22 protein-coding genes are annotated in these 24,472 nt (G+C 44.3%); 14 read left to right on the forward strand and 8 right to left on the reverse strand.

Annotation, left to right across the window (positions count from 1 at the left end):
• Window positions 1-579 precede the first annotated feature (579 nt).
• On the forward strand, window positions 580-2,013 hold the full coding sequence (locus R7Z49_RS00370) for a glyceraldehyde-3-phosphate dehydrogenase (protein WP_025767937.1): 1,434 nt from the start codon (window positions 580-582) through the stop codon (window positions 2,011-2,013).
• Window positions 2,014-2,253: 240 nt separating this feature from the next.
• The gene (locus tag R7Z49_RS00375) at window positions 2,254-2,475 is read left to right on the forward strand and encodes a hypothetical protein (RefSeq protein WP_021035939.1); all 222 of its coding nucleotides are present in this window, start codon (window positions 2,254-2,256) and stop codon (window positions 2,473-2,475) included.
• A gap of 125 nt (window positions 2,476-2,600) precedes the next feature.
• Here the strand turns inward: R7Z49_RS00375 and R7Z49_RS00380 are convergent, their stop codons facing one another.
• From R7Z49_RS00380 to R7Z49_RS00395, 4 genes are all read right to left on the reverse strand, one after another.
• Window positions 2,601-2,930, reverse strand: a complete 330-nt coding sequence (locus tag R7Z49_RS00380; RefSeq protein WP_169628906.1) for a hypothetical protein — start codon at window positions 2,928-2,930, stop codon at window positions 2,601-2,603.
• A 329-nt stretch (window positions 2,931-3,259) separates the two neighbouring features.
• On the reverse strand, window positions 3,260-3,874 hold the full coding sequence (locus tag R7Z49_RS00385; protein WP_234499180.1) for a LysE family translocator: 615 nt from the start codon (window positions 3,872-3,874) through the stop codon (window positions 3,260-3,262).
• A 109-nt stretch (window positions 3,875-3,983) separates the two neighbouring features.
• Window positions 3,984-4,898 (reverse strand): LysR family transcriptional regulator, encoded by a 915-nt coding sequence (locus R7Z49_RS00390; RefSeq protein ID WP_213866819.1) that lies wholly within the window; start codon window positions 4,896-4,898, stop codon window positions 3,984-3,986.
• Window positions 4,899-4,938: 40 nt separating this feature from the next.
• Window positions 4,939-5,394, reverse strand: a complete 456-nt coding sequence (locus R7Z49_RS00395; RefSeq protein ID WP_005373615.1) for an Lrp/AsnC family transcriptional regulator — start codon at window positions 5,392-5,394, stop codon at window positions 4,939-4,941.
• A 327-nt stretch (window positions 5,395-5,721) separates the two neighbouring features.
• Here R7Z49_RS00395 and yjeH point away from each other — a divergent pair, with 327 nt between their 5' ends.
• A complete protein-coding gene (gene yjeH / locus R7Z49_RS00400; RefSeq protein ID WP_017819874.1) occupies window positions 5,722-6,984 on the forward strand; it encodes an L-methionine/branched-chain amino acid transporter in 1,263 nt (420 codons plus the stop codon).
• Here yjeH and R7Z49_RS00405 read toward each other — a convergent pair whose 3' ends face one another.
• Window positions 6,985-8,430 carry a PLP-dependent aminotransferase family protein gene (locus R7Z49_RS00405; protein WP_234499181.1) on the reverse strand — a complete coding sequence of 482 codons (1,446 nt, stop codon included), beginning with the start codon at window positions 8,428-8,430 and terminating at the stop codon, window positions 6,985-6,987.
• A gap of 100 nt (window positions 8,431-8,530) precedes the next feature.
• Between R7Z49_RS00405 and R7Z49_RS00410 the strand changes: the two genes are divergently transcribed.
• Window positions 8,531-9,187, forward strand: coding sequence for a pyridoxamine 5'-phosphate oxidase family protein (locus R7Z49_RS00410; protein WP_005373620.1), 657 nt, complete (start codon window positions 8,531-8,533; stop codon window positions 9,185-9,187).
• Here the strand turns inward: R7Z49_RS00410 and R7Z49_RS00415 are convergent.
• Both R7Z49_RS00415 and R7Z49_RS00420 read right to left on the reverse strand, forming a co-directional pair.
• Window positions 9,168-10,490 carry an ATP-binding protein gene (locus R7Z49_RS00415; protein ID WP_318111118.1) on the reverse strand — a complete coding sequence of 441 codons (1,323 nt, stop codon included), beginning with the start codon at window positions 10,488-10,490 and terminating at the stop codon, window positions 9,168-9,170. The genes R7Z49_RS00410 and R7Z49_RS00415 overlap by 20 nt on opposite strands.
• A gap of 3 nt (window positions 10,491-10,493) precedes the next feature.
• Window positions 10,494-11,186: a response regulator transcription factor gene (locus tag R7Z49_RS00420; RefSeq protein WP_054701819.1), complete on the reverse strand. Its 693-nt coding sequence runs from the start codon at window positions 11,184-11,186 to the stop codon at window positions 10,494-10,496.
• 366 nt (window positions 11,187-11,552) lie between these two features.
• Between R7Z49_RS00420 and R7Z49_RS00425 the strand changes: the two genes are divergently transcribed.
• Both R7Z49_RS00425 and R7Z49_RS00430 read left to right on the forward strand, forming a co-directional pair.
• On the forward strand, window positions 11,553-13,094 hold the full coding sequence (locus tag R7Z49_RS00425; RefSeq protein WP_132937192.1) for a hypothetical protein: 1,542 nt from the start codon (window positions 11,553-11,555) through the stop codon (window positions 13,092-13,094).
• Window positions 13,095-13,106: 12 nt separating this feature from the next.
• A complete protein-coding gene (locus R7Z49_RS00430) occupies window positions 13,107-13,796 on the forward strand; it encodes a hypothetical protein (RefSeq protein WP_132937193.1) in 690 nt (229 codons plus the stop codon).
• A gap of 88 nt (window positions 13,797-13,884) precedes the next feature.
• On the opposite strand, the gene R7Z49_RS00435 is transcribed toward R7Z49_RS00430, so the two are convergent.
• Complete coding sequence (locus R7Z49_RS00435; protein ID WP_062731051.1) at window positions 13,885-14,886, reverse strand: AraC family transcriptional regulator; 1,002 nt, start codon at window positions 14,884-14,886, stop codon at window positions 13,885-13,887.
• Window positions 14,887-14,993: 107 nt separating this feature from the next.
• On the opposite strand from R7Z49_RS00435, the gene R7Z49_RS00440 reads away from it, so the two are divergent.
• From R7Z49_RS00440 to R7Z49_RS00475, 8 genes are all read left to right on the forward strand, one after another.
• Window positions 14,994-15,320 carry a DUF3302 domain-containing protein gene (locus R7Z49_RS00440; RefSeq protein ID WP_213965417.1) on the forward strand — a complete coding sequence of 109 codons (327 nt, stop codon included), beginning with the start codon at window positions 14,994-14,996 and terminating at the stop codon, window positions 15,318-15,320.
• Window positions 15,320-16,543: an HlyD family secretion protein gene (locus tag R7Z49_RS00445; protein WP_132937195.1), complete on the forward strand. Its 1,224-nt coding sequence runs from the start codon at window positions 15,320-15,322 to the stop codon at window positions 16,541-16,543. Before R7Z49_RS00440 ends, R7Z49_RS00445 begins: the two co-directional genes overlap by 1 nt.
• Before the next feature lie 101 nt (window positions 16,544-16,644).
• The gene (locus R7Z49_RS00450; protein ID WP_256900903.1) at window positions 16,645-17,967 is read left to right on the forward strand and encodes an ABC1 kinase family protein; all 1,323 of its coding nucleotides are present in this window, start codon (window positions 16,645-16,647) and stop codon (window positions 17,965-17,967) included.
• Window positions 17,968-18,079: 112 nt separating this feature from the next.
• Window positions 18,080-19,426: a magnesium transporter gene (locus tag R7Z49_RS00455; protein WP_132937197.1), complete on the forward strand. Its 1,347-nt coding sequence runs from the start codon at window positions 18,080-18,082 to the stop codon at window positions 19,424-19,426.
• An 805-nt stretch (window positions 19,427-20,231) separates the two neighbouring features.
• A complete protein-coding gene (gene codB / locus R7Z49_RS00460; RefSeq protein WP_318111128.1) occupies window positions 20,232-21,470 on the forward strand; it encodes a cytosine permease in 1,239 nt (412 codons plus the stop codon).
• Window positions 21,471-21,479: 9 nt separating this feature from the next.
• Window positions 21,480-22,757: a cytosine deaminase gene (locus R7Z49_RS00465; RefSeq protein WP_033906360.1), complete on the forward strand. Its 1,278-nt coding sequence runs from the start codon at window positions 21,480-21,482 to the stop codon at window positions 22,755-22,757.
• Between the two features lie 248 nt (window positions 22,758-23,005).
• Window positions 23,006-23,644 carry an HD domain-containing protein gene (locus R7Z49_RS00470; RefSeq protein ID WP_017819864.1) on the forward strand — a complete coding sequence of 213 codons (639 nt, stop codon included), beginning with the start codon at window positions 23,006-23,008 and terminating at the stop codon, window positions 23,642-23,644.
• The gene (locus tag R7Z49_RS00475; protein ID WP_005385584.1) at window positions 23,645-24,403 is read left to right on the forward strand and encodes a helix-turn-helix domain-containing protein; all 759 of its coding nucleotides are present in this window, start codon (window positions 23,645-23,647) and stop codon (window positions 24,401-24,403) included.
• The last annotated feature ends 69 nt before the right edge of the window (window positions 24,404-24,472 follow it).

A 24,472-nucleotide genomic window follows, 5' to 3' on the forward strand; every position in this document is an offset into this window, starting at 1 on the left:
ATATTAGACTAGTTTCTTGCATTGAAAGGCATATACGACATTGTTACTTTCAAACAACATTCACCTACCTAGATTATGGTTATTGTGAGTGTTTTATCATCGGCTAATGAAGTGGCAATTGTGATTCAAGTCATATTTTTTGATCTTAAAGTTGGATGCAAACAATAAAGTTTCACTCACAACTAAGAGTCGCATCACTTTTCAGGAAATCATCTATTGTATGTTTACCTATTGAGTTGCCTTATCGAGTCAAATCACACAAAAATGCAAAATATCCATTTTTGTCAACAAAACTAATTTGAAAGCAAACGTTATCATCGCAAAAAAAGTAAGTTACTTTCTAAATGTCAATACGTGAAAACCACTGCTTTAGTCACATTAATCCACCACTAACGTCCCCTTAAGTAGTGTTTTACACTGGATTTAATTTTCCTAGCAGAATAAGGACTCCGACCTTAGAATCCGCACACATAACTATTACAACCCGATTACATAACCCACCACACTCTTGCACGCTGCCGAAGAGGCAACAGCAGAGAGTATGGTTAGCCCCCAAAACGTGAAAGGTCTAATACAACAATGAGTCCAGAGAAATATCTCCAAGACTGGCAAACTAGCCAAACGATTGCTGAATCTATTTCCCCTCTAATTGGTAAGCTATATCGTCAAAAAGGAATCGAAGTGGTTCTGTTTGGTAAAACGCTTATTAATGCTACTACTATAGACATTCTCAAAACTCATCGCGTTGCAAGACGTTATACCGGTAACCCACTTTCGCTTGAGCACACGATGCCTATTATTCAAGCGCTTTGTGAAATGAGCATTTCTTCATGCCGTGTCGATGTTGGCCAATTGGCAACTATGTACTGGAATGAACATGACGATACAAGCTCTCTAAACGATTTCCTTATCACTGCACTTGATGGTGCTCGCGACGCAGATTCTTCATTGAAAGCGCGTGATGTGGTTCTTTACGGGTTCGGTCGCATTGGTCGACTACTTACTCGCCTTCTCATTGAGAAAAGTGGTCCAGGTTACCCACTAAGACTACGTGCGATTGTGGTTCGTGGCGGTAAAAAAGGCGATTTGGAGAAGCGTGCTAGCTTGCTGCGTCGTGACTCAGTTCACGGTCAGTTCAACGGTAGCATTGTTATCGATGAAGAGCGTAAAGCACTGATCGTTAACGGCAACTACATCCAAATCATCTACGCAAATAACCCAAGCGAAGTGGATTACTCAGCTTTCGGTATCAATAACGCGCTAGTTGTTGATAACACAGGTGTTTGGCGTGATTCTGAAGGCCTGAGCCAACACTTAGCGTGTAAAGGCGCAGAGAAAGTACTGCTAACAGCACCAGGTAAAGGTGACATCAAAAACGTTGTATTCGGTGTAAATGAGTCGGTAATTAAAGAAGATGACACCATCATCTCTGCGGCAAGCTGTACAACAAATGCAATCACGCCAGTCCTTAAGGCTCTGAACGATAAATATGGTGTTCTTTCTGGCCATATTGAAACCGTGCACTCATACACAAACGACCAAAATTTGATCGACAACTTCCACTCTGGTGACCGTCGCGGACGTAGTGCTTCACTAAACATGGTTCTGACTTCAACAGGTGCGGCAAAAGCAGTTGCTAAAGCATTGCCAGAGCTTGCAGGCAAGCTAACAGGCAACGCGATTCGCGTACCGACACCAAACGTTTCTATGGCAGTCGCTAATCTAAACTTAGGTGAAGACGTAGACCGTGATTCACTGAACGATTACTTGCGTGAAATGGCGTTGAACTCTGAGCTTTCGGCACAAATTGACTACACCGATTCAACAGAAATTGTATCAACTGACTTAGTTGGTTCTCGTCATGCAGGCGTCGTAGATGGTCAAGCGACTATCGCACAAGACAAGCGTTGTGTACTTTACATCTGGTACGACAACGAATTCGGTTACAGCTGCCAAGTTGTGCACTGTATGGAACAAATGATGGGTGTTCGTTACCAAACATTCCCTCGATAGGTGAACTTTGCTCCACAACGTTAACCACATAGCGTAGCGGACAATATCTCATATTTGTTCTAAATAATAAGCGCCATGCGCATTACTAATATTTTTCCCCGTTTATACGCCTGATCACCCTCAGGCGTTTTTTCGTTTCATTCATTTGACACTCTCCGGACAAAGTGAACGTCAGCATTCATGTTTTGTTCATGTTCACAGCATTAATCTGAGCACATAAATTACAGAGAGGTCATGATTATGAATCGGATTATTGTAACTGCACTAGCACTGATTACCGGCTTTTTTACGTTAGTATTTAGCTTGATCATTGCGATTCCGTTGACCATCGCAGCATTAATTACCGGCAAGCGTATTGAAAATCGCGTCAAGAAAATGCAGAGAGAAATGCACGAAGAATATGAATTTAATACAGGTAAAGCAGATGCGATTGAAGGTGAATTTGAAGAGGTTCGCCGGTAAGTAAATAAGATTTAGATGAGTTTCTCTCCCCCGACCGCTCCTGAGAAACTTCTTGCTTTCACCCTGTCCTTAAAATGGCAGGGTGCTTTTTTGAAAAGCACAATATTGAATAAGCACCTAGCGTTTTATTGCTTTATCTTTTTGTTGTAGGAGGCTGTGTAACCAGCCTCCCATAAATCACCATCGACACCAGAGTATGGGTTGGATTCTTTCGGAGCGCCGCTTAGGCAAGCATCTTTGCCTTCCTTCTTAATTTCATCGATGTGATTTAAAACAAAGTCAAAGTGTTTAGGATCAGCCTTTTGTAGTAACCCGTACAAAAGGCCAAAGCCAAGCATCGTAAATACAAACAGTTCAAAAAACACCCAAATGCTCTTTGTTGAAAAGAATATCCAGGCAACGCTGCAAACACTGGTCAAAATTACTACTAGAGCTAAATCTACTATTCTTTGCATATTGCTCTCACCTTCTAAACGGTCATGAAGTCTCTACCCCTTTCATAGGGTAAGTAAGAGGAAAGTCCGTTTTTATCCAATAAAGCACTCTCGACTTAATATGCGACACTGTTAGTATTAACGTTAAGTGGCTATCGTTCTCATTATAACAATGCGTTGGAAAGTAGCTTTCACAGCAAATGAGAATATGAACCAAAGTAACACTATTGATAATATTAATTTTAGCAACATTTAGCGTCAGAATTACGTAAATTGAGTAAGGGTTACTGAGAGTAGACAAAAAAGCAGCCACACGGGCTGCTTTTAGTATTTCTGTCTTGCGAGCTTGTCTATACCGTTACGACCACTCTAAGAGCCAGCAGCATGAGTACTACCCCTGACAAACGATCAATCAACACTGCCTTAGAGCGAATTCTGTCAACGACTTTAGAGCTCGATAGCACTAGGGTAATAAAGGTGTACCAAAGCCCATCCACAACAAACGGCGTGGCAACAATGATCATCTGATTACTCAAATCATTACCGAGCGCGACAAACTGACTGAATAATGCGATAAAAAACAAAGCAATTTTGGGACTTAAAATCGAGATAAAAAAGCCTTCTCGCGCGGACTGGATTACCGTTGTTTCCTCACCTGACTCCAACTTCGCAGCCACACCACCTTTTGAACGCAAAGCATTAAACCCTAAATACGCAAGATATGCCGCACCCACAAGGCTAATCGCCTTGAACAGCATCGGGCTTTGCTGCAAAACAACAGCGAGACCAATCAAGGTAATAAACGCATATATACCAATGCCAAACGCATGAGCCCAAGCCGTAGCTAATCCATTGATACGTCCACCAGCCAACGAGTGCTTAGCGACAATAGCTAAGCTGGGGCCTGGTGACATAGCCCCTAATAAACACACGGTAAAAAGTGATAACCAAACTGTTAGTGTCATAAGAATCTCCCCTCTTTGAAGCTCACTCTATCAACGGAAGAGGTATAATTAGAAATCAAAGTTATTCATACTAATCATGACTTCAAGTCATAGCTAAACGGTGTACGTATTAGCGAATGGAATATTCAGAAATTTGCATTACTGAGCGAATCTCTTCTCGCACCCATTTATGCGCAGGATCCGTGTCGTATTTGGGGTGCCACATTAACCAATATTGATGAATAGATGTTTCGAGTGGTAATGCTTTATGGGTTAAGTCCCAATGCTTAGCGAGGTTAACGGCAATATGTTCAGGAGCCACCATCAGGTGCTCACTTGCAACTAAGCGATTGATCGCAGCAGAGAAGAATGGAACCTTAAAGGTAACGTGGCGGGTGTGCCCTAGCTCTTTCAATGCTAAATCAGTGTAGGAATCTTTGTCTCCGCCGCCAGTCACTTTGATGTGTGAATATGAAATCAAGTCTTCAATACTGATCTGGTCCTGCTTTGCTAACGGATGAGAAGATTTCATCAAACAAACTGATGAATCCTCACCAATTTTAACGCTCGACACACTCTGTGGTTTTTCTGGATACATAGAAGACGCGATATGGATGCCCGTCTCATGAAGTTTATCAAGAAAGTTGGGTTGCCACAGTCGGTACGCCATATCTAACTGTGGCGCTTGTTCACCCAAGTGAGAGGCAATATCGGGCAATACGTATTGCGCCACGTAGTCACTAGAAGCAATAACAAGCTCACCTTGCCACTGCCGCGGCTCAAAAGGTTGGTCATCGAGTAAATGGTCAAACTCAGCCAGTAATGCATCAAGCTTTGATTTTAACGCTATTGCTCGTGGCGTTGGTATCAGTTGATTACCTTGACGAATAAGCAGTGGGTCACCACACAGATCGCGCAATTGTGCAAGCTGTCGACTGACGGCAGACTGCGTAATGTGCAAACGGTCTGCGGTCCGGCTGACATGACACTCCTCTAAAAGTACATGCAAGGATCTAAGTAGATTCAAATTAATGTTGTTTAACATATTCGCTCAGAAGGGTTTTCAACATGGCATCCATTCATGGTCACTTCACAAACAGGTTCCCAGTCGTGTTAAAGAATTCAGCTAAGACGGTATGAGTCATCAGGTTTCGAAGCTCTGGATATCGTTGAATTTGATCTCTGATTTCGTTCAAGCGAGCCATCGTAGGCACTTCGACAAAAACCATCATGTCCGTCTCACCGCTGATCGCATGACACCATTTTACGCCATCAATTTTGTATAACTCGTCCGCGTATGATTCGCAATAATACGTAGAGGTTGATTTATCGAACTTTAAGGCAAAATAGGCGCAAATCGAATCCCCACCCGAAGGTGCAATTTCAGCGTGATACCCTAGAATCACTTTGTCATGCTCTAGCTTACGAATACGGGCCGTTACCGCAGAACGAGAAAGGTTTACTTTATCCGCAATTTCAGTCACCGACAGCCGAGCGTTGTGCCTGAGCAGATCCACAATCTTATGATCAAACTTGTCCATACCGTTACCAAGCTTTCCTTATTTTTCTCATTCTATACCGATTCTAACTGCATAAGAAACCAACATTTTGTTGGAATTATTTAAAACAACCGTCATATTGACGGTTTAGTAAATCATTTTGTTATTAACATTTTGGATATGCTATTTGGCGGGCATGAGATGAGTGCTGTTATCCATTTCAACAGAAAATAGATAACACATTGAAATCAAATTCCCAACTTAAGTGCTCAGCACATAAATAGCATCGCTTAAACACATAAAACGAAATAACCAGAAGCCACAAGCTTTTTCGTAATAAGCCTCATAACATTGGATGAATCAATTCGCATGGAAGAGCTCAAAAAAGACATTTCACTCACATCAGGTATCGCACAGTTATCCACCACATTAATGGGAACTGGGCTGTTTATGATCCCGGCTATCGCAGCAGGTATAGCTGGCCATTTTTCACTATGGGCTTGGATTTTATTGTTCATCGCGATTTGTCCTATTGCGCTGACTTTTGCTCAACTGGGTAAACGATACCCCAACGCGGGCGGAACAGCCTTTTTTGTACGCAAAGCCTTTAACGCCAAACTGGAAAGTAGTGTCGCTTGGCTATTTGTTAGTGTCATTCCGGTAGGGGTTCCGGCCGCGATTGCACTCGCCGCAGGCTTCCTACAACAAATATTGCCAGAGCCTATTAGCAACAATCTGTTTGCACAAATTCTGACGGTAGTACTACTTGTGTTCGTCAACTTGATGGGCACAAAATCATCAGGTCATTTACAAACTCTTATTGCTTTGAGTGTCTTCGCACTTGTTGGCGCATTTTTATGGAAAGGCGACGTTAACAGCGCCGATCTTGTGATGCCCGCCATCACACAAGAGTCAATTTGGCCTATTACCGCAGCGTTAGGCGTGATGTTCTGGTGTTTTGTTGGCATAGAGGCTTTTGCCCATATGGGGGAAGAGTTCAAAAACCCTCAAAGAGATTTCCCTATTGCCATTGTGGTCGGTTGTTTTGTAGCAGGGGCTACCTATTGGGCATGCTCTGTCGTTATTTTAAAATTTGGCGCGTATGGTAACGCTCAATTTGATAACGCATCCATCCCCTGGCTTAGTGCCCAACTACTAGGCGATGGAGCCAAATGGATAATCAGCTTGATAGGTTTCTCCGCTTGTTTCGCGAGCGTTAACTTATACACACAGAGTCTAGCGCGAATGGTCTGGGCTCAAGCTCGTGAACATCGTCCTTCTAGTCCACTAGCCAAGATTTCACGTCGTGGTGTCCCTTTCTCAGCCACCATATTAGTTGGCGGTATATTATTGATATCTTGTGTGATAGGAACCCTATCACAGCTCGATCTGGAGTTTTTCCTAAAACTCGCAAACAGTGTATTCGTTCTGGTTTACATGTTGGCGATGTTAGCCGCTTTCAAATTGCTTCGAGGATTTGGTAAAACACTTGCGGGACTGTCCCTACTGCTTTGTACCGGTGTTTTTATATGTTTAGGCTGGTCAATGTTTTATGCACTTGGCATTTTTACTCTACTTTTACTGCCTTGGAAACAGTGGCGACATAAGCGACAAACACGTGTAGTTGAATAGTCATCGCTTCCCATTTCGAAATATGTGAGCTAAACGTTGGATACCAGCGTCTATGTTCTCTAACGCGATATTGCCGTAACCAAGCACGGCACCATGCCAGTGACGTGCTTGAAAATCTGGGGGTTCATAATAGCTCAAAGGTCGCAAGATGATCCCTTCATGCTCTGCCATTTTTGTAAAACGCTGCTCATCCATACCGTCTTGCCATTTCAACGTAATATGAAGCCCCGCCGCTTGGCTAACGACGCAAACACGGTCGCCAAAATACTGTTGAATGGATAAATGCATCTGTTCATGCTTAGTTTTGTACAGTCGACGCATTTTTCGAATATGACGTAATAACCCACCTTCAGTAATAAAATCTGCCAATGCTTCTTGTGTATGCGTCGGCGAATCACCACTTAACGCGTCCTTAACCACTAAGCATTGCTCTACTAAACGTTCAGGAACTACAAGGTAGCCAAGCCGCAATCCGTTAAACATCACTTTACTGAAGGAACCCACATACAACACGCGATCATCTCGACCCATTTGAGCTGCTAGCCCCTGTAAACTGGTATAGGGACGATGAGCAAACTGAAATTCGCTGTCATAATCGTCCTCGATGATCCAACTTGATTGTTCGACCGCCCAGTTGATGATCTTTCCTCTTTGCTCGGTATTGAGTGTGGTGCCCATCGGATATTGATTACTTGGTGTAATATACAGCGCATCGGCATCGCTTGAGGTCACCGCTTCCACATCAAAACCTAATTTCTCTCTTACGAACAAAGGCTCAAATTGATAGTTTTGGAACTGAATCAACTTCCGCATTTGCGCGTAACCTGGTTGCTCCATCAGAACCTTATCACCTTGTTTGAGCACTACCATCGTCGCAATCGACAACGCTTGCTGCGCCCCAGAGGTAATAATAATGCGCTCTGGAGAACAATTCACTGAACGGCTTGATGCGAGGTAGCCAGCTAAAGCACAGCGCAATGCCCAACTACCCTGAATATCTTGATTCCCCAACAAGCAAGTACGAGACATATGGCGAGTGAGTAACTTTTGCCATTGCGCCATCGGAAATGCGTCCAAATCCGGCACACCCGGTGCAAATGCGCGGTTGATATCAAAGTGAGCTTTCGGTGATGAGTCTCTCTGAACTGAACTAGGTTCAGGCAAGTACTGCTCTGGCAGTTCTACGGCAACATAAAAGCCAGAACCTTTTTGGCTGTTCAAGTACCCTTCCGCCACTAACTGTTCGTAGGCAGAAATCACGGTATTCCTACTTAGATTAAGCTCTTGTGAAAGCTTCCGCGTAGAAGGCAGCTTCCCATTCTTCACCCACAGTCCTTGAACAATTTTCTTGCGAATAGCCAAAAACAACGCTTGCTGACGCGTTCCTTCACTGTCTTTTAAATGTAGGTCACCGATATCAATCAAAGACAAACTGGATCCATCCATTAGTTAAAACTGGCTCTCTTTAAGCTACCAGTTAAACGCTACATTGCAATCAAAGAATGAGGATAAATCGCTCGTAATCGTGAGCAAGCAAGGAGAGAAAATGCTATCCAACACCAATAGAACGGAAATTAAGAAAGGCGCACATAAAGCCGTCTCTGATGTTAGCAAACTGCACGCCATCATAGATGAAAGCCTAATCGCTCATATTGCGATAACCAACGAGTCAGGCCCTGTGGTCATCCCTATGCTGGCATGGCGTGTCGATGATTACGTGTATATCCATGGTGCCAACAACAGTCGACTATTACGCTCACTCAAACAAGGAGTGCAAACGTGCTTAACCTTTACTTTGTTTGATGGTTGGGTATTGGCTCGAAGTGCGTTTCACCACAGTGCGCATTATCGCAGTGTTGTGGTCTTTGGCCAGTTTGAGATGGTGGAAGATAACCAAGAGAAAGACAGGTTGCTGAATCACTTTATTGAACAGATCGCTCCGGGGAGAACAGAACAAGTCCGTTTGAGTAATGAAAAAGAACTCAAAGCCACCATGCTGCTGCGTATTCCACTCCTAGAAGCATCAGTGAAAATCAGCAATTTTGGCGTCAACGACGATGCGGAAGACATGGACATCCCTGTTTGGGCAGGTGTCCTACCCTACCGAACCGTCGTAGGTCCGCTGCAAGCTTGTGACGATTTGTATGAAGGTATCGCAGAGCCAGACTACCGCAGTGCCTACTCTAACCGTTGGCAGGAATAAGCACCGTAAAACGTGCGCCGCCTAAGTGACTCTCGCCGACAGAAAGCTCCCACCCCAGTTGCCGCGCTGCACTGGTAGCGATGGCAAGCCCTAAACCAAAGCCTTTCATGTCGGCGTTGCGGCTTTTGTCTAAGCGCGAAAATGGCATAAATACTTCTTCTCGCATCGCCTCAGGGATGCCCGGACCATCGTCCTCAATATCGATGCTCCAGCAATCCGCTACCGTTCGAATCGTCACCTCAACGCAGGACTCACCGTAACGCTTGGCGTTTTGCAGTAAATTATCGAGGACGAGGTTACCCAAAGTAGGCTGAAAGTGAATCAATTGGTTCGCGAGTTCATTTTCTGCTCTCAACATGGCGGACTCTAAGCCTAGGTAATTCATGCGGCTTTTACACCAAAGTGGCAGTTCCATGGTTTCAACAGAATCGATCCATGAGTGGTTTTTCACACTCAAGCGAGACAGCATGACGATGTCGGATGTTAAATCCGTCACTACATCAACGTATCGTTCAATATCGTCATGTAACTCTGCCTGCATTTCACCACTCGTGCGTCGAGCTAAATCCGTCGCTAGCTGAATACGACTCAGCGGAGTGCGCACTTCATGAGGAATAGCTTGAGTAAAGATGTGTGTTTGGCGCACTCGTCTCTCAATCTCTTCAGACATGCAGTTGAAGCCTTGGGCGAGCTCTTTTACGGGTTGCGAAAATTGCTTTAGATCGACTCGCGTATTCAACTCACCAGAACCAAATTGGTGTTGCGCAGCCGTTAATTGCCGAATTTGGCGGTCAAGACGTCGTACAGGTATGTAAACCATAATGCCTAAACTGCATACAACAACCAAAAGTAGAGTAAGTATAAATACAATCTCAGAATCTTCATTCCAATCAACGTGTGGGCTAAAGAAATCCGTTTTTTCTTTGAAAACTAAACTCTTCGAAGTGTTAGGCAAAGGGAATACCGCAGCATAGGTACTGCCATCAATAAGATAAACAGGTATCCCTTGCATACGGTACAGCAGATTACAATCTCGACAAGGCGGTGATCCGTCCCAGTTTTCAACCAATGTTAAATCAAAGATAAAGAAATCTTGCTTGCCGTTTTCGGTTAACTTCTTGTAGAGAGAATCCGGAGTGCCTCGTTGCTCAATGTATTGATCGACAAAATAAGCACCGTCACTCAAAAAAACACCGACTTCTGTTTTGCGCATGTACTCTTCCCCCATAAAGAGAAACAAAGCAACAGTCAGCGCAAGGCCGGTTACTAACCCCACATATAGACGAGTAAACAGGGAAAACACGCGTCATTTACCTGTCAGCATGTAGCCGTGGTGACGTATGGTTTTAATGGTAGCCGTATGGATATGAGCCTTGGAGAACTTCTTCCTTAGCGAGGATATACGCATATCAATCGAACGATCAGTAATGCAGTATTCAATGCCTCGGGCAAGACGACAAAATGATTCACGAGATACTGGCTTATCGACATTCAGCATCAGGAGCTCTAAAATTTCAAACTCAGAACTCGTTAAACCAATATCTTTTTGCAAATAAAATGCTTGGGAGCGACGAAGACAAAGACTAATGCCATATCGGCTCAGCTTTTCTTCTTCAACGATATCAACTTGACGACAATAGCGACGCAACGCTGCTTCAATACGGGCGAGAAGGATATTGCCTTTTATCGGTTTGGTAAGGTAATCATCAGCACCGAACTTAAATAAGCTCACCTCGCTCATTTCATCATCGGTCGCAGTCAAAACAATGATAACACCATGATAAAACTTACGCGCCTCTTGGCATATTTCTGCGCCATTCTTTCCTGGTAACATCAAATCTAACAGCACTAGGTCAGGCTTGAGTCCCCTAATCGTTTCTAATGCATTTTGACCGTTATCGATGACAGTTACCGTATACCCCTCGGCTTCGAGGTACATTTTGGTTAATCGAGCAATCTCAGAGTCGTCTTCTACTAGTAAGATTGTATTGCCCACCATGAATCATTTACTCCACCAATATGATGGAGGGAGTATATCGCTCGTCCTATACTGCGCAACCTACTTAAATGATAATTTTAATAAAACGCAAGCTTACATACGCTTACAAACCATACATATACGATAATCCTAATCATTCTATACCCCTAAAACCATGCAATAACCTGAGGTTTTATTCATTATCAGAATATAGCTTCACATAGAAAATAAAATTCGGAATAAAAATCCACTATATTTTTAAATATATCGAATAATAGGTCTTACCAAAAAACAATATCAACATATATGACTTAGTTTGCTTATATAGACAGGACTTTATGTTGCTTCTAAGTTTCTTGCTCTAATAAAGTCTACGAGTAACATGAAATGAGATATTCCAAATTAACGCCTTTAGCCATATTTTGCGCGATAAGTCTAACTGCTTGTGGCGGCAGTGAATCTAATTCGAAACCATCGACAACGACACCTCCAACACCACCAATGCCAACATTGAGCACTGTCACAATCCCAACTGTCGTTTCTACAGAGTTTCCAGCCAAGTTAAAAGTGGCTGCTGATGCTGGCTTCACCCACTATGTGAAAATCTCCCTTTCCGAAGCAAACAACAACGATACATTTCACATTGTGGCTGTTGATGACGGTGCGAATAATGAAAAAATCTTTCGTGCAGCCAAAATCATCCAACACCTTCTCACAAACCAACCAGACTCTAAGTACGGTGCTGACAAGTCTCGTATTGCTAAGACATTAGCCGAGCGTGATGCCACACTAATGCTGACCGAAAACGATGAACAGAATGATGAGATGTTAACCAAAATCTTTATCAACGAACTGATTCGCCAAGATAAATTGAACGATGCAGTTACAAACTCGGGCTTAGCACACTCTTTTGATACGAGTTCTCTAGAAAAGTTTGTTGTAAGCATGATCGTACTTAACGAAGATGATATGGATACACTTGTCACATCTATCGCGTCAACATTAGTAACTAGTAAAGAAACACCAAACTGGCTAAGGAATAGCCAATCTTTAATGTATCGAGAACTGACAGTTGAAGGCGATTGCCATTACATGAGTAATTTTGCCGATTACTGCGCCAATCTTGGTAAAAAAGCCGAACGAGACGCCGCTTTTGAAGAAATTTTACACTTGGTCCAAGCGCAAGGTATTGCACCTAACACGGCGACTGCGGCACTGCAAAATGACATTCAAGCTCATGCGTTAAGCATCTATAACGATATTCAATCGGGCAAACCGACGGTGTGGCGCCCTACTCAGTATGACTGGGACGATTGGAAATCGGACGACTTCGATCCTGAAAGTGTTAAACAAACGGGCCCTTCATATTCTCACGAATATTTTGCTGCCGCTTTTGAAGCGTACATGGGCGTAGCAAAAGCAAACGGACATGGTTTAGATGGCTACCAAGCGTTAACGCGTGAAGAAATGCAAACCCAAGATCCACAAGCCGTTGATTGGATCAGTGGCTTATTCCACGGATACTTGCAATATACCGCGAATATCGACTCTGCGGGCGTCAAGCTCTACACAGAAAAGACAAATCCAGGCACAGTACCTACCTTCCGTATGGCTCCCAACAAAGACGGTTTGATAGAAGCGTACACCTACAAATCTCAGTGGCTAACAAAAGTGAAGATCATTGGCGACGACGCGATGAATGTGATCGGTAATGATCAAAACAATACTTTTGAAGGCAACAGCAAAGACAACAGCATTTATGGTGAAGGCGGTATCAACACCTATATCGTGCAACACAAACTGGCGGAATGTACTGTTATCAAAGCAAAGAGCGTTTCTGTTGAGTGCCCGAGTACAGGCACTGACGAGTTGTACGACATTCAGAACATCCAATTCACCGACCAAACCCTAGATGTAACCAAGCTATAAAAAATGAAAAACATGAAGAAACTTATTCTATTCGCTCCCTTGCTCCTTGCTGGTTGTGGTGGCCTAGCCGTCATGGATCGTACTGATGCCGTAAAAGCACAACCAGAAATGCTGATCAAAACCGACGGTGATTTTTGGGGATTCGGTGAAGATGGCCATTTTGATTTTGCTGGTAAGTACAAAGGCAAGTATTCACGCAGTGCTTCTAACTCAAGTTGGTTTAACCGTATCTCTTTCAAAGAAGGTTCAATGGGCGCAGAAGTGACTCGGATCGACAGCGGGGAAACTTGGCTTTTGAACTGCACCGGAGGCGGTATGTCGGTTAACTACATGGGTGTCGATTTTGGTGGGAATGATCCTTACACCTGTGACATTACTCAAGATGGTAAAAAAGTCGGTGAGTTTGCGATGGAGCCAAAATCCGCTCTCATCGACATCAGCTTTGAGAAAAAAGAGACAGGCGTAGTGCGTATTGGTAGCACCCACTTTAATGTAGAAACTGTACATACTAGTCCTGACGCCATGATGGCGGTAGACATTCCATTGGGTTATAGCTTTAAGGAAGGCACACAAGAAATTGCCGCAGTGCAGACGAACGGTACCATTGCGGTACAGATGCTCCCTGAACTTAGCGAACAAAAAAAGGATGTAGTTGCCATCGGCGCTGTTGCAAGTGCACTAAGTTGGCGCCCTAAAAAATAGCCATTACATAAAACAACAACACAAAAAACAAAGCCCTCTACTTTTTTGAGGGCTTTTATTGCTTGTACTCATAGAAATAAGTGGAGCACTACTTCTCTAATCTTCCCATATACTGCTTGGGCGTTAATCCACGATGTTTCTTAAACATACGATTGCAGCTCGCCACATTGGTGTAACCAAGGCGCGTGGCAATGTCATCAATACTCACGCGCTTACTCAACAAACCAGCTGCAATATTACTCAATACATAGCCAGAAACCGTCGAAAAATTGAGCCCTAATTTATGCAAACGACGTTGAAACTGCTGTTCAGATAAATCAAGCAGAGAAGACACGCGCTCTAACGTTGGCAATCCATAATGGCTGCTGTAATTCACCACTTCATAAATCACTTTCAACTCATCTTCTGGGTCGGGCATATTAAGCAAATCATCCAAATCGGAAAAACTCATCGCTAGACGGTTGTCTTCTCGATGGCTCACTTGGCGAGAAGCTAGTCGGTCATCTCCCGGGATCCATATCTCTGTTTTTGGCTGACTCCATTCCACCTCGCAGCCGAAATATTCCCGGTATCGCTCAGTATTTTTTCTCGAGCCTGAAACCTTGACACGTAAAGGCTGGTAATCTTTACCAAGAAATTCGCGTAACACCTTAATCATAAATACCGCACAGCGGATACTATCGTGCACCTTTACTGACGTTTCTATAAACGGGTTGTGGTAAGTCCATTTGATGATTTTACCCGACTGTTCGCCAGCAAAAAACGCCCCTGATTGTAGGTTGCTCACACCATAATTCACTCGCCGAATGGTACTGGCCAAATCATTGCCGGAGAATAACCAGCGTCCCACTGGCCCTAGCTTTTGCAGTTCAATACCTCGGCTGAGACTCAACACCACATCCGGGTCACCACTGGCTTGTTCAACACAACGATACCATTCCGCAACGGCTTTTAGCGGGATCAGTGTCATTGGGTTACGAAACACCGATGCTGGGATCCCTAACTCATCCGAGTCCAAATTGTATTTAGATAACGCGAGGTTATGCATGTTTAGAATGCCCATCGCGCGAATAAACCGAACCGTTTTCATAACCAATTACATCAAATTTAATCCTATAGTGATTGAATCTGTCACAAAGAAAGCCGCAAATCAAATTCAGATCACAATACGCCAACAGTTTGATAGAGGAGTGTTTAATGAGTTTACTGAGTGTCCCATTTGTCGGTACAGGCGCAGATACGGCGTTACATGTTGTCGCTGCTATCGTTTTAATCGCGAGTGTCGCGGGCGCGTGTTACGGCTTTTGGAAAATCCATGAATTACCTATCAATAAAGCACACAGCAAAGACCATCATCAGATAGGGCTCATCACTGCGCTTACCTGGATAGGGTTTGTCTGGCACTGGGTTTGGGTGCTAGCCGTGATCTTTGCATTCGTTGATATGGAAAAAGCCATCATCAATCTGCGTGATACATGGAAAAGTAAACCGCAAACAGAAACACAGCCAAAAGAGGAAGCATAATGTTAGAAGGTTTAGCGGTATGGGCACTCTTCATCTATCTGTTGCGTTTGGTTGGCATGCCTTGGAACAAAGCAACCAAATCGTTCGCTTATCTTGGCGGTTTGAGTTGGCTGATGTTCGTCTGGGTAGGTTTGATTAACTTCACCCCGATGGATTTATCCGGCGGTTCTGTCGTGCAGTCACCACACATCCAATTGCGTCCAGATTCAACCAATGTAAAAGGTAAAGTTGACCACATTTACATTGAGCCGAATCAGCAAGTTAAAGAAGGTCAGCTCATTTATGAACTTGACCCAACGCAATACAAAATCGCATTAAATCAAGCGAACGTATCCGCTGATTCTGCTCGCGTTGCATTAGCTACAGCAAAAGGCGACATCGAGATTGAAGAAGCTAACCACGAAGCGCTAGTGCAAGATCTAGAAACATCAAAGAGCCAGTTGGAAGCGGCGAAAGTTGACTACAAATTGCAGAAAAAAATGCTAGATCGTTATGTTGAGCAAAACCGAGTAGTGCACAACACCATCACGGAAAGCGATATCGACAAACAATCGAGTGCGGTTGATATGGCACGTCACAACGTGTTGACCCTTGAGTCTCAAATCAAGAAGAAACAAGTCGATATTTCCCGTGCAAAACTGGCGATTCATAAAGCGGAACTTGCAGTTGAAACTAAACAAGCCGAACTGCGCCAAGCTGAAGAGCAAATTGCAAAAGCGCAATGGGATTTGAATAGCACAAAAGTTCATGCTCCAACAGATGGCTTTGTCACCAACTTTATCCTGCGTGAAGGTCAGCGTGTATCGATGATGCCGCGTATCAACATGTACACTAACGAGAAGTACGTGCTGATGCGAGTCAACCACCAGGCGATTCGTAACATCAAACCGGGTCAGCTAGCGGAATTCTCTTCGTCCGTTTACCCAGGTAAGATCTTCTCAGCGACCGTCGAAGGCATTGTTGAAGCAACAGGTGAGTCACAAGGTAATCTACTGGGTTTCGATGATTCCGTACGTGTCACCACTGGAAAGAACTTACAGAACAAACACCACTTTGTTCGTCTTAAGATTGATGAGCCAGAAGGCTACGACATCCCTGTTGGCTCTGTTGGCCTCGCATGGGTCAGCGGTGAAAAACCGATAGGCTTCATGGCCTTCTTAGATGTGATTCGCGGGATCATCATCCGAATGAAGTCTCAACTGTACTTCTTCTACTCTATCTAAACTCGCAAACCGCCAGTTACGCTGGCGGTTTTCTTTTCATTTGTATCCAAACATATCCTTTTCCCGTATAACAATTAGTTAGTAAATAGCGGAGAAGATTCATGTCGGCAAAGGAAAGAAGCCTACCTACCCATCGCATCTCAAGATTCAGCAAGTTCGCTTCACTTGCTACCCGTGTCGCAGGCAATGTGATTGCAGAAGGCACGAAACAGATAGCCAAAGGCAACAAACCAAAAGCGAAAGACCTCTTGCTGACGCCACAGAACATCGCGCGCTTAACTGACCAACTTGCTCACCTGCGTGGCGCTGCAATGAAGCTTGGTCAAATGCTATCAATGGATGCTGGTGATGTTTTAGAACCTGAACTTGCCGATATTCTTTCCCGTCTTCGTTCCGACGCAGACCCAATGCCTGCAAAACAACTCAACGCAGTAATGGAAAGTTCGCTAGGAACGAATTGGAAAGCTGAGTTTCTGTCATTTAACTTCAAACCAATCGCCAGTGCATCAATAGGACAAGTGCACCAAGCCTACAGCGATGCGGGCGATAACCTAGCCGTCAAAGTGCAATATCCGGGCATACGGAAAAGTATCGATAGCGACGTCGACAATGTCGGTACACTGCTCAAGGTCGTTGGGTTGATTCCCGAGTCTGTCGACTACAAAGGATTGCTCGAAGAAGCGAAAAAGCAGCTACATGATGAAGCCGATTACGCACGAGAGGCGCAATTTGCCATTCGTTATCATGACGCTTTGAAGGAGCACTCTCATTTTGTCGTACCAAAGATTCATACTGGAAGTTGCTCAGACTCCGTTCTCGCGATGGAATTCATTGATGGTAGTCCGATTGAGCAAATCGAACATTATGATCAGAGTACGCGAGATTTTGTCATGCACAGCCTACTCGAATTACTGTTTCGAGAGCTGTTCGAATTTAAGATGGTGCAAACCGATCCTAACTTCGCCAACTACTTATATATCGAAAACACTCGTCAAATCGGCTTGCTAGACTTTGGTGCGACCCGCGAATACAGCGAACGGTTCAGTACCGGCTATCGCCAAGCTTTTGCATCTGTCGTGAATAATGACGAACAAGGCTTGAATGATGCGCTTGAACAAATAGGCTTCTTCAGCCAAACCATCCTTCCAGACCAACGCCAAGCGATTCTCGACTTAGTAAAAATGGCATGTGAACCGATGTTAGTTGATGAGCCTTATGACTTTAAAGCCAGCGACTTAGCACAAAAGCTTCGCGAGGCTGGCACCATTCTAAGCATGGAGCAAGAATACTGGCATACTCCACCGGCAGATGCCCTATTTTTACACAGAAAAATCGGCGGAATGTACTTGCTGGCAGCCCGTATTGGCGCAAAAGTGAACATTCGCCAATTGGTACAGCCATATCTCACCATCAACAGCGAATAGCCTATTGTTTTTCTGTTACTTTCAAGTACCTTGAGCAAGGTTAAGATGCATAGTTGTGCATCTCAATAACATGCCATACTTCCATAAAACGAATTAACTATCGGGGTACTCGGTGAGCAAGTTTCAAGATCTCTCCACTCTAATCCAGCAAATTGGCCAAGCCGAAGAAGCGGATCAAGTCGCAACGCTCAATGAATCTATTGAAGCGGGCCTCGAGCCCGGCGCGGTTGCCCTGATTCTAGAAGCCTTTCCAATCGACGATCGTGTTCGCTTATGGCGAGCTTTACCACTAGAGCTACATATCGACGTGTTAACGGAAATGCGTGCGGACGTACGTTTCTCTATCATCAATGCGTTATCTGAAGTCGAGCTAAAGCTCACTCTCGCTAAACTCGACAACTTGTCGCTCATCGAATGGGCCGATTCGTTGCCAGAGTCGATCATCAACGAAGCGCTCTCGTTGATAGAAAAAGATGAGTTGGAACTTTACGATCAAGCAAACGAGTATGCTGATGAAGAACTCGGCCACTGGGCTGAACGTAAGATCATCACCCTGCCCTTCAACATTACGATTGGGACAGCTAAGCAGTTAATGGAGCGCTATAGCTACGACACGCCTCAACAGGTGTATCTGATTAATCGTAATAAACAGTATCGTGGAACGGTCAACTACTTCGATATCTTACGTGGTGAGCCCGATACTCGCTTAAAAACACTCGTTATTGAGGCTGTGACGGTTCTAGACAGTAAAATGATGCTTCCTGAAGCGGTAGAGGCATTAGAACACAGCACACTGCCCGCTCTCCCTGTAACTGATGCAGACCAAACACTGATCGGTGAAGTCGATTGGCAGTTTGCATTGAGTACACAGCGTGAAATCTACGAAGCACGTTTGATGGCCGGTACAGGTATGGATGAAGGCGATGACTTGTTTGCGCCAGTATTAAAAAGCTCGCAAAAGCGCGGGGTTTGGTTAGGCATCAATTTGCTTACTGCTATTTTGGCGTCTGTCACTATCGGACTGTTTGAAGATGTAATTGCTCAGGTAGTGGCTTTGGCGGTGCTCATGCCAATTGTTGCATCCATGGGGGGCATTGCTGGCAGCCAAACGCTCACTCTAATGATTCGTGCGATGGCGCTTAATCAGATCACCCCAGGTAACCGCTTCAAGCTTTTGAAAAATGAGTTGGGTATTGGCTCTCTGAACGGCATTGCTTGGGCGTTAATCATCGGCGGGCTCGCCGGATTGTGGTTTCAATCTCCGGTTCTAGGGGGAACCATCGCGCTCGCCATTATCGTCAATATTATTACCGCAGCTTTATTTGGTGTGCTGATTCCCATTATTCTGGATAAGTTTAAATTGGACCCCGCTTTGGCTGGCTCGGTGATTCTAACAACAGTGACAGATGTAGTTGGTTTTTTCGCCTTTTTAGGAACGGCGAGTTTAGTCATGCTTTAAAAGGTTCATTGTTTATTAATCAATCATTAGCATAATAGAGTCAAATTGCATAACGCAGTTGCAAATTGCAAACATACTCAAACTTTAAGCAACGCATGTCACAGAAACTACGTATTTTAGGGCATATTAAAGTTGGCACAGTAACTGCATTATATAAATCGACCCTTCTTAAGCCGAGGGTCACCTAGCCAACTGACGTTGTTAGTGAACTTGATTTTGTTCACATGTATATAAGCCAATCGCACTCTTTGCGGTTGGCTATTTTTTTATGTGGCTATTGCCCTCTTATCCTCTGACCGAGCTCGGTTGTACTTTTCTTACCCACAACAGATTGTTTACTGTTTATAAAATTCAAATATTCGCCCACTAAACCATTAGAAATGCCAGCTTCAACAAAAATAAGTCACCTACATAAAATAAAACCAAGAAAACACACCCAAGAAAAGAACAAATAACGTCCAAACCAAAAACCTCATCATGAAATCGTTTTCCTTTAATAGAAATCGACTGAACAATCCAGAGTTATAGATAAATTTAATCCATAAAAACAAATAGCAATTCAAAACATTAATTTCACATAGAAAACCTGTCTATAAATCATAGAAAATACGTAAAAACAAACTTTCCACTTTTAGAATTTAAAAACCAAACAATTGTTATTAAAAGAAAAAATACACATAAAAAACCAAGCAAACGTTTAAATTTCAATTTTATCATTGACTATTAAATTTACATCACGATAATACGCGCCGTTTGCCTGAAAATCAGGTGCTATAATTTAATATTTCAATGTGCGGAGGCAATAATGGCTGGAGACAATAACTACAGTCTTGGACCAGTTCCCAACACGGCCAGAAAAGGCGTGGCGTCACTAACCATGGTGATGTTAGGACTCACTTTTTTCTCCGCAAGTATGTGGACAGGTGGTTCTCTCGGTACTGGGCTCTCCTTTAATGATTTTTTCCTCGCTGTTCTCATCGGTAACCTAATCCTCGGTATTTACACTTCTTTCCTCGGTTACATCGGCGCTTCTACTGGTCTCTCTACCCACCTTCTTGCTCGTTTCTCTTTTGGTTCTAAAGGCTCTTGGCTTCCTTCTGCTCTTCTTGGCGGAACTCAAGTTGGGTGGTTTGGAGTTGGTGTCGCGATGTTTGCGATTCCGGTGCATAAAGCAACGGGCATCGATACCAATACTTTGATCCTTGTCTCCGGTTTGCTCATGACCGCGACCGTTTACTTTGGAATCTCAGTACTGATGGTGCTGTCAGCAATCGCCGTTCCCGCGATTGCACTACTTGGCGGCTACTCTGTCATCGAGGCAGTAAAGAGCGTTGGCGGTATTGGCGAACTACAACAAGTTCAACCAACCGAACCACTCGACTTTTCAATGGCTCTCGCGATGGTTGTCGGCTCTTTTGTTAGTGCAGGTACGTTAACGGCGGATTTCGTACGCTTTGGCAAAAAGCCGCGCAGCGCCGTGATGATCACCATGGTGGCATTTTTCATCGGTAACTCGTTAATGTTTATCTTTGGCGCGGCAGGTGCGTCGGTGACGGGTCAATCAGACATCTCTGAAGTGATGATCGCGCAAGGTCTTCTTATTCCAGCTATCATCGTTCTTGGCTTGAACATCTGGACCACCAACGACAACGCGCTCTACGCATCGGGTCTTGGATTTTCCAACATCACAGGCTTACCAAGTAAATACATCTCAATGGCGAACGGTCTTGTTGGCACACTTTGCGCTCTCTGGCTCTACAATAACTTTGTTGGCTGGCTGACCTTCTTAGCGTTGGCAATTCCACCGATTGGCGGCGTGATCATCGCTGACTTCTTCACGAACCGTAAACGCTACGCAAACTTTGAAGCCGCCCAATTCCAAAACGTTAACTGGGCTGGCATTATCGCTGTCGTGATTGGCGTTGGTGCGGGACACTTCCTGCCTGGCGTAGTGCCGATTAACGCTGTACTTGGCGGCGCAATTAGCTTCCTGATTCTTAATCCTATTCTTAACAAAAAAGCACTGGCTACACAGCCAGCGTAAGGAACCATCATGACAACACTACTGATCAAAAACATAACGCTAAAAGGACAAGAAGGTCTGCAGCAAATTTTGATTGAAGATGGTCAATTCAAGCGCATTGAAAGCAACGATGTGGAGCTTAGTCATAACGGTGACATCATCGATGCTGAAGGCGGTATGGCGGTTGCGCCTTTCTGCGAGCCACACATTCACTTAGATACAACTCAAACCGCAGGCGAGCCTAGCTGGAACATCTCTGGCACATTGTTTGAGGGTATTGAACGTTGGGCTGAGCGCAAAGAAATGCTGTCGATTGAAGACGTGAAAGCGCGCGCAAAACAAACCTTAAAATGGCAGATAGCAAACGGCGTACAACACGTTCGTACCCACGTCGATGTTTCAGACCCTACCCTAATTGCCCTAAAAGCGATGGTAGAAGTGCGTGAAGAGATGAAAGAATGGGTAGATATCCAAATCGTCGCCTTCCCGCAGGAAGGAATTCTCTCTTACCCAAATGGCAAAGAGCTGCTAGAAGAAGCCGTCAAATTAGGTGCGGACGTGATTGGCGCGATTCCACACTTTGAATTCACACGCGAATATGGCATTGAATCGCTGCACTACGTATTCGAGTTAGCGCAAAAATACGACCGCCTGATCGACGTGCATTGTGATGAAATCGATGACGAACAATCTCGCTTCGTTGAAACACTGGCAGCATTAGCGCACAAGTTTGATATGGGGAATAAAGTCACGGCCAGTCACACCACAGCGATGGGTTCCTACAACGGTGCATACGCATCTCGCCTGTTCCGTTTATTACGCATGTCCGGTATCAACTTCGTGGCAAATCCATTGGTGAACATTCACCTACAAGGCCGTTTTGATGATTACCCAAAACGTCGCGGCGTAACACGAGTGAAAGAGATGCTGAATGCCAACATCAACGTCTGCTTTGGACACGATGATGTATTTGACCCTTGGTACCCACTAGGCACTGCAAACATGCTGCAAGTGCTACATATGGGTCTGCACGTGTGTCAGGTGATGGGTTACGACCAAATCAACAACTCACTGGATCTGATCAGCACCAATTCAGCACGTACACTGAACATTCAAGACAAGCACGGTATTGAAGAAGGCAAACCAGGTAGTTTACTGATTCTTCCCGCAGAAAATGGTTTTGACGCAGTACGTCGCCAAGTGCCGGTTCGCTACTCTGTTCGTCACGGTAAAGTGATTGCAGAAACACAGCCTGCGACGACTCATATTCATCTTGAACAAGCAGAGCAAGTAACGTTCAAACGCTAAAAAGATCGGCGTGACGAAAAAGGCCTGACGACATCGTCAGGCCTTTTTTCTACTGGTAAACATCACTGCTCGCTCTGTCTATTCTTGTCTCATAAACCACTGAACACATTGAAAGGCCATATAAAACGGCTCAGTACCAAACGTTGCACAAGGTTCTGGTGGCTGAATCTCAATTACACCATCGCACTTGGAAATTATTCTAAGCGTTGGGCATACTTCTGACTTCATTTTAGTTGTAGATATGAACCATGACGTCATTAAGCCAGATAGAACCGCAATTTTTGGAATTTATGCAGCAAGAGATGCAAGTAGATGCAGCTCATGATCTTAAACACGTAAAACGCGTGGTCAAAACAGCGAAACAGCTCTGCAAAGAAGAAAATGCAGACATCGCGATTGTATTACCGGCTGCCTATTTGCATGATTGCTTTACTTACCCGAAAGATCACCCAAATCGCAAAGAGAGCTCAATCATCGCAGCCAAAAAAGCGGTCGCATTTTTAGAGAGTATCGATTATCCGCAGCAATATCATGATGCCATTGCTCATGCGATAGAGGCACACAGCTTTAGCGCAAACATCAGGCCAAATACGTTGGAAGCCAAAATCGTCCAAGATGCCGACCGTCTGGACGCTTTAGGCGCAATTGGCGTGACGCGATGCATTCAAGTCAGCACTCAGTTTAACGCGCAACTTTACAACGACAGCGATATATTTGCCGAAGAACGTGAACTTAACGATAAACAATTCACTCTGGATCACTTTCAAACCAAGTTATTCAAAATCGCTGAAACCATGAACACAGAGTCAGCAAGACGCGAAGCGCAAAAACGCAAAACCTTTATGCAAACGTACCTAGAGCAGTTACACGACGAGGTAACAGCGTAAATGTCAGAGAGTTATACGTTAATTAAAGAGCTTAAACGCCAACTAAAGTTAGCTGGGCTGCATTATGCCGATGTTGCACAACACCTTGATTTAAGTGAAGGAAGCGTCAAACGTTTACTCGCTGAAGGTCAGCACATTAGTCTTGAACGCTTAGAACGCATTTGCCAATTGATTGGTTTAGAAATGGCGGAACTGTTTAAGATCGCGGCTGCGCACAATAAAGGTCTAGAGTCGCTAACGTTAGAGCAAGAAAAGCAGTTGGTTGATGATAAAGCCCTGCTACTCGTGGCAATCTGTGTTGTAAATGGCTATCAGTTTGAGCAAATCGTTCAGCAATACACCTTCAATGAGTTTGAACTGGTGCAAAAGCTTGCTCATTTGGATCGTCTGAACATCATCGACTTGCAGCCAAATAACAAAATTCGTTTGCGTATATCTCCGACATTTAAGTGGCAGATGGGCGGCCCTATTCAACGGTTCTTCCAACAGCAAGTTCAAGACGCCTTTTTCCAAAGCTACTTTTCTGGTGAAGATGAAAAGTTCTCCATGGCAACAGGACTGATGAGTGTACCAAGCAACAAGAAGCTACAACAGAAACTGCAAAAGGTCATCGATGAGTTTTATCAGGCTTGCCAAAATGATAGCTCTCTCGATATGGACGAAAAGCACGGCACCTCTCTGATTATTGCGATGCGTCGTTGGACGTTCCCTTTGTTTGAACCATGGGAAAGAAAACCTGCTCAGAAGTCTCGGAATTAGTAACTCAATAAACGAATGGAAATGAAAGTAACGAATTTCGTTACTTTTGGTGGCATACAACGTCACTTG

Source organism: Vibrio sp. 1562, from assembly GCF_033340155.1.
Taxonomy (GTDB): domain Bacteria; phylum Pseudomonadota; class Gammaproteobacteria; order Enterobacterales; family Vibrionaceae; genus Vibrio; species Vibrio alginolyticus.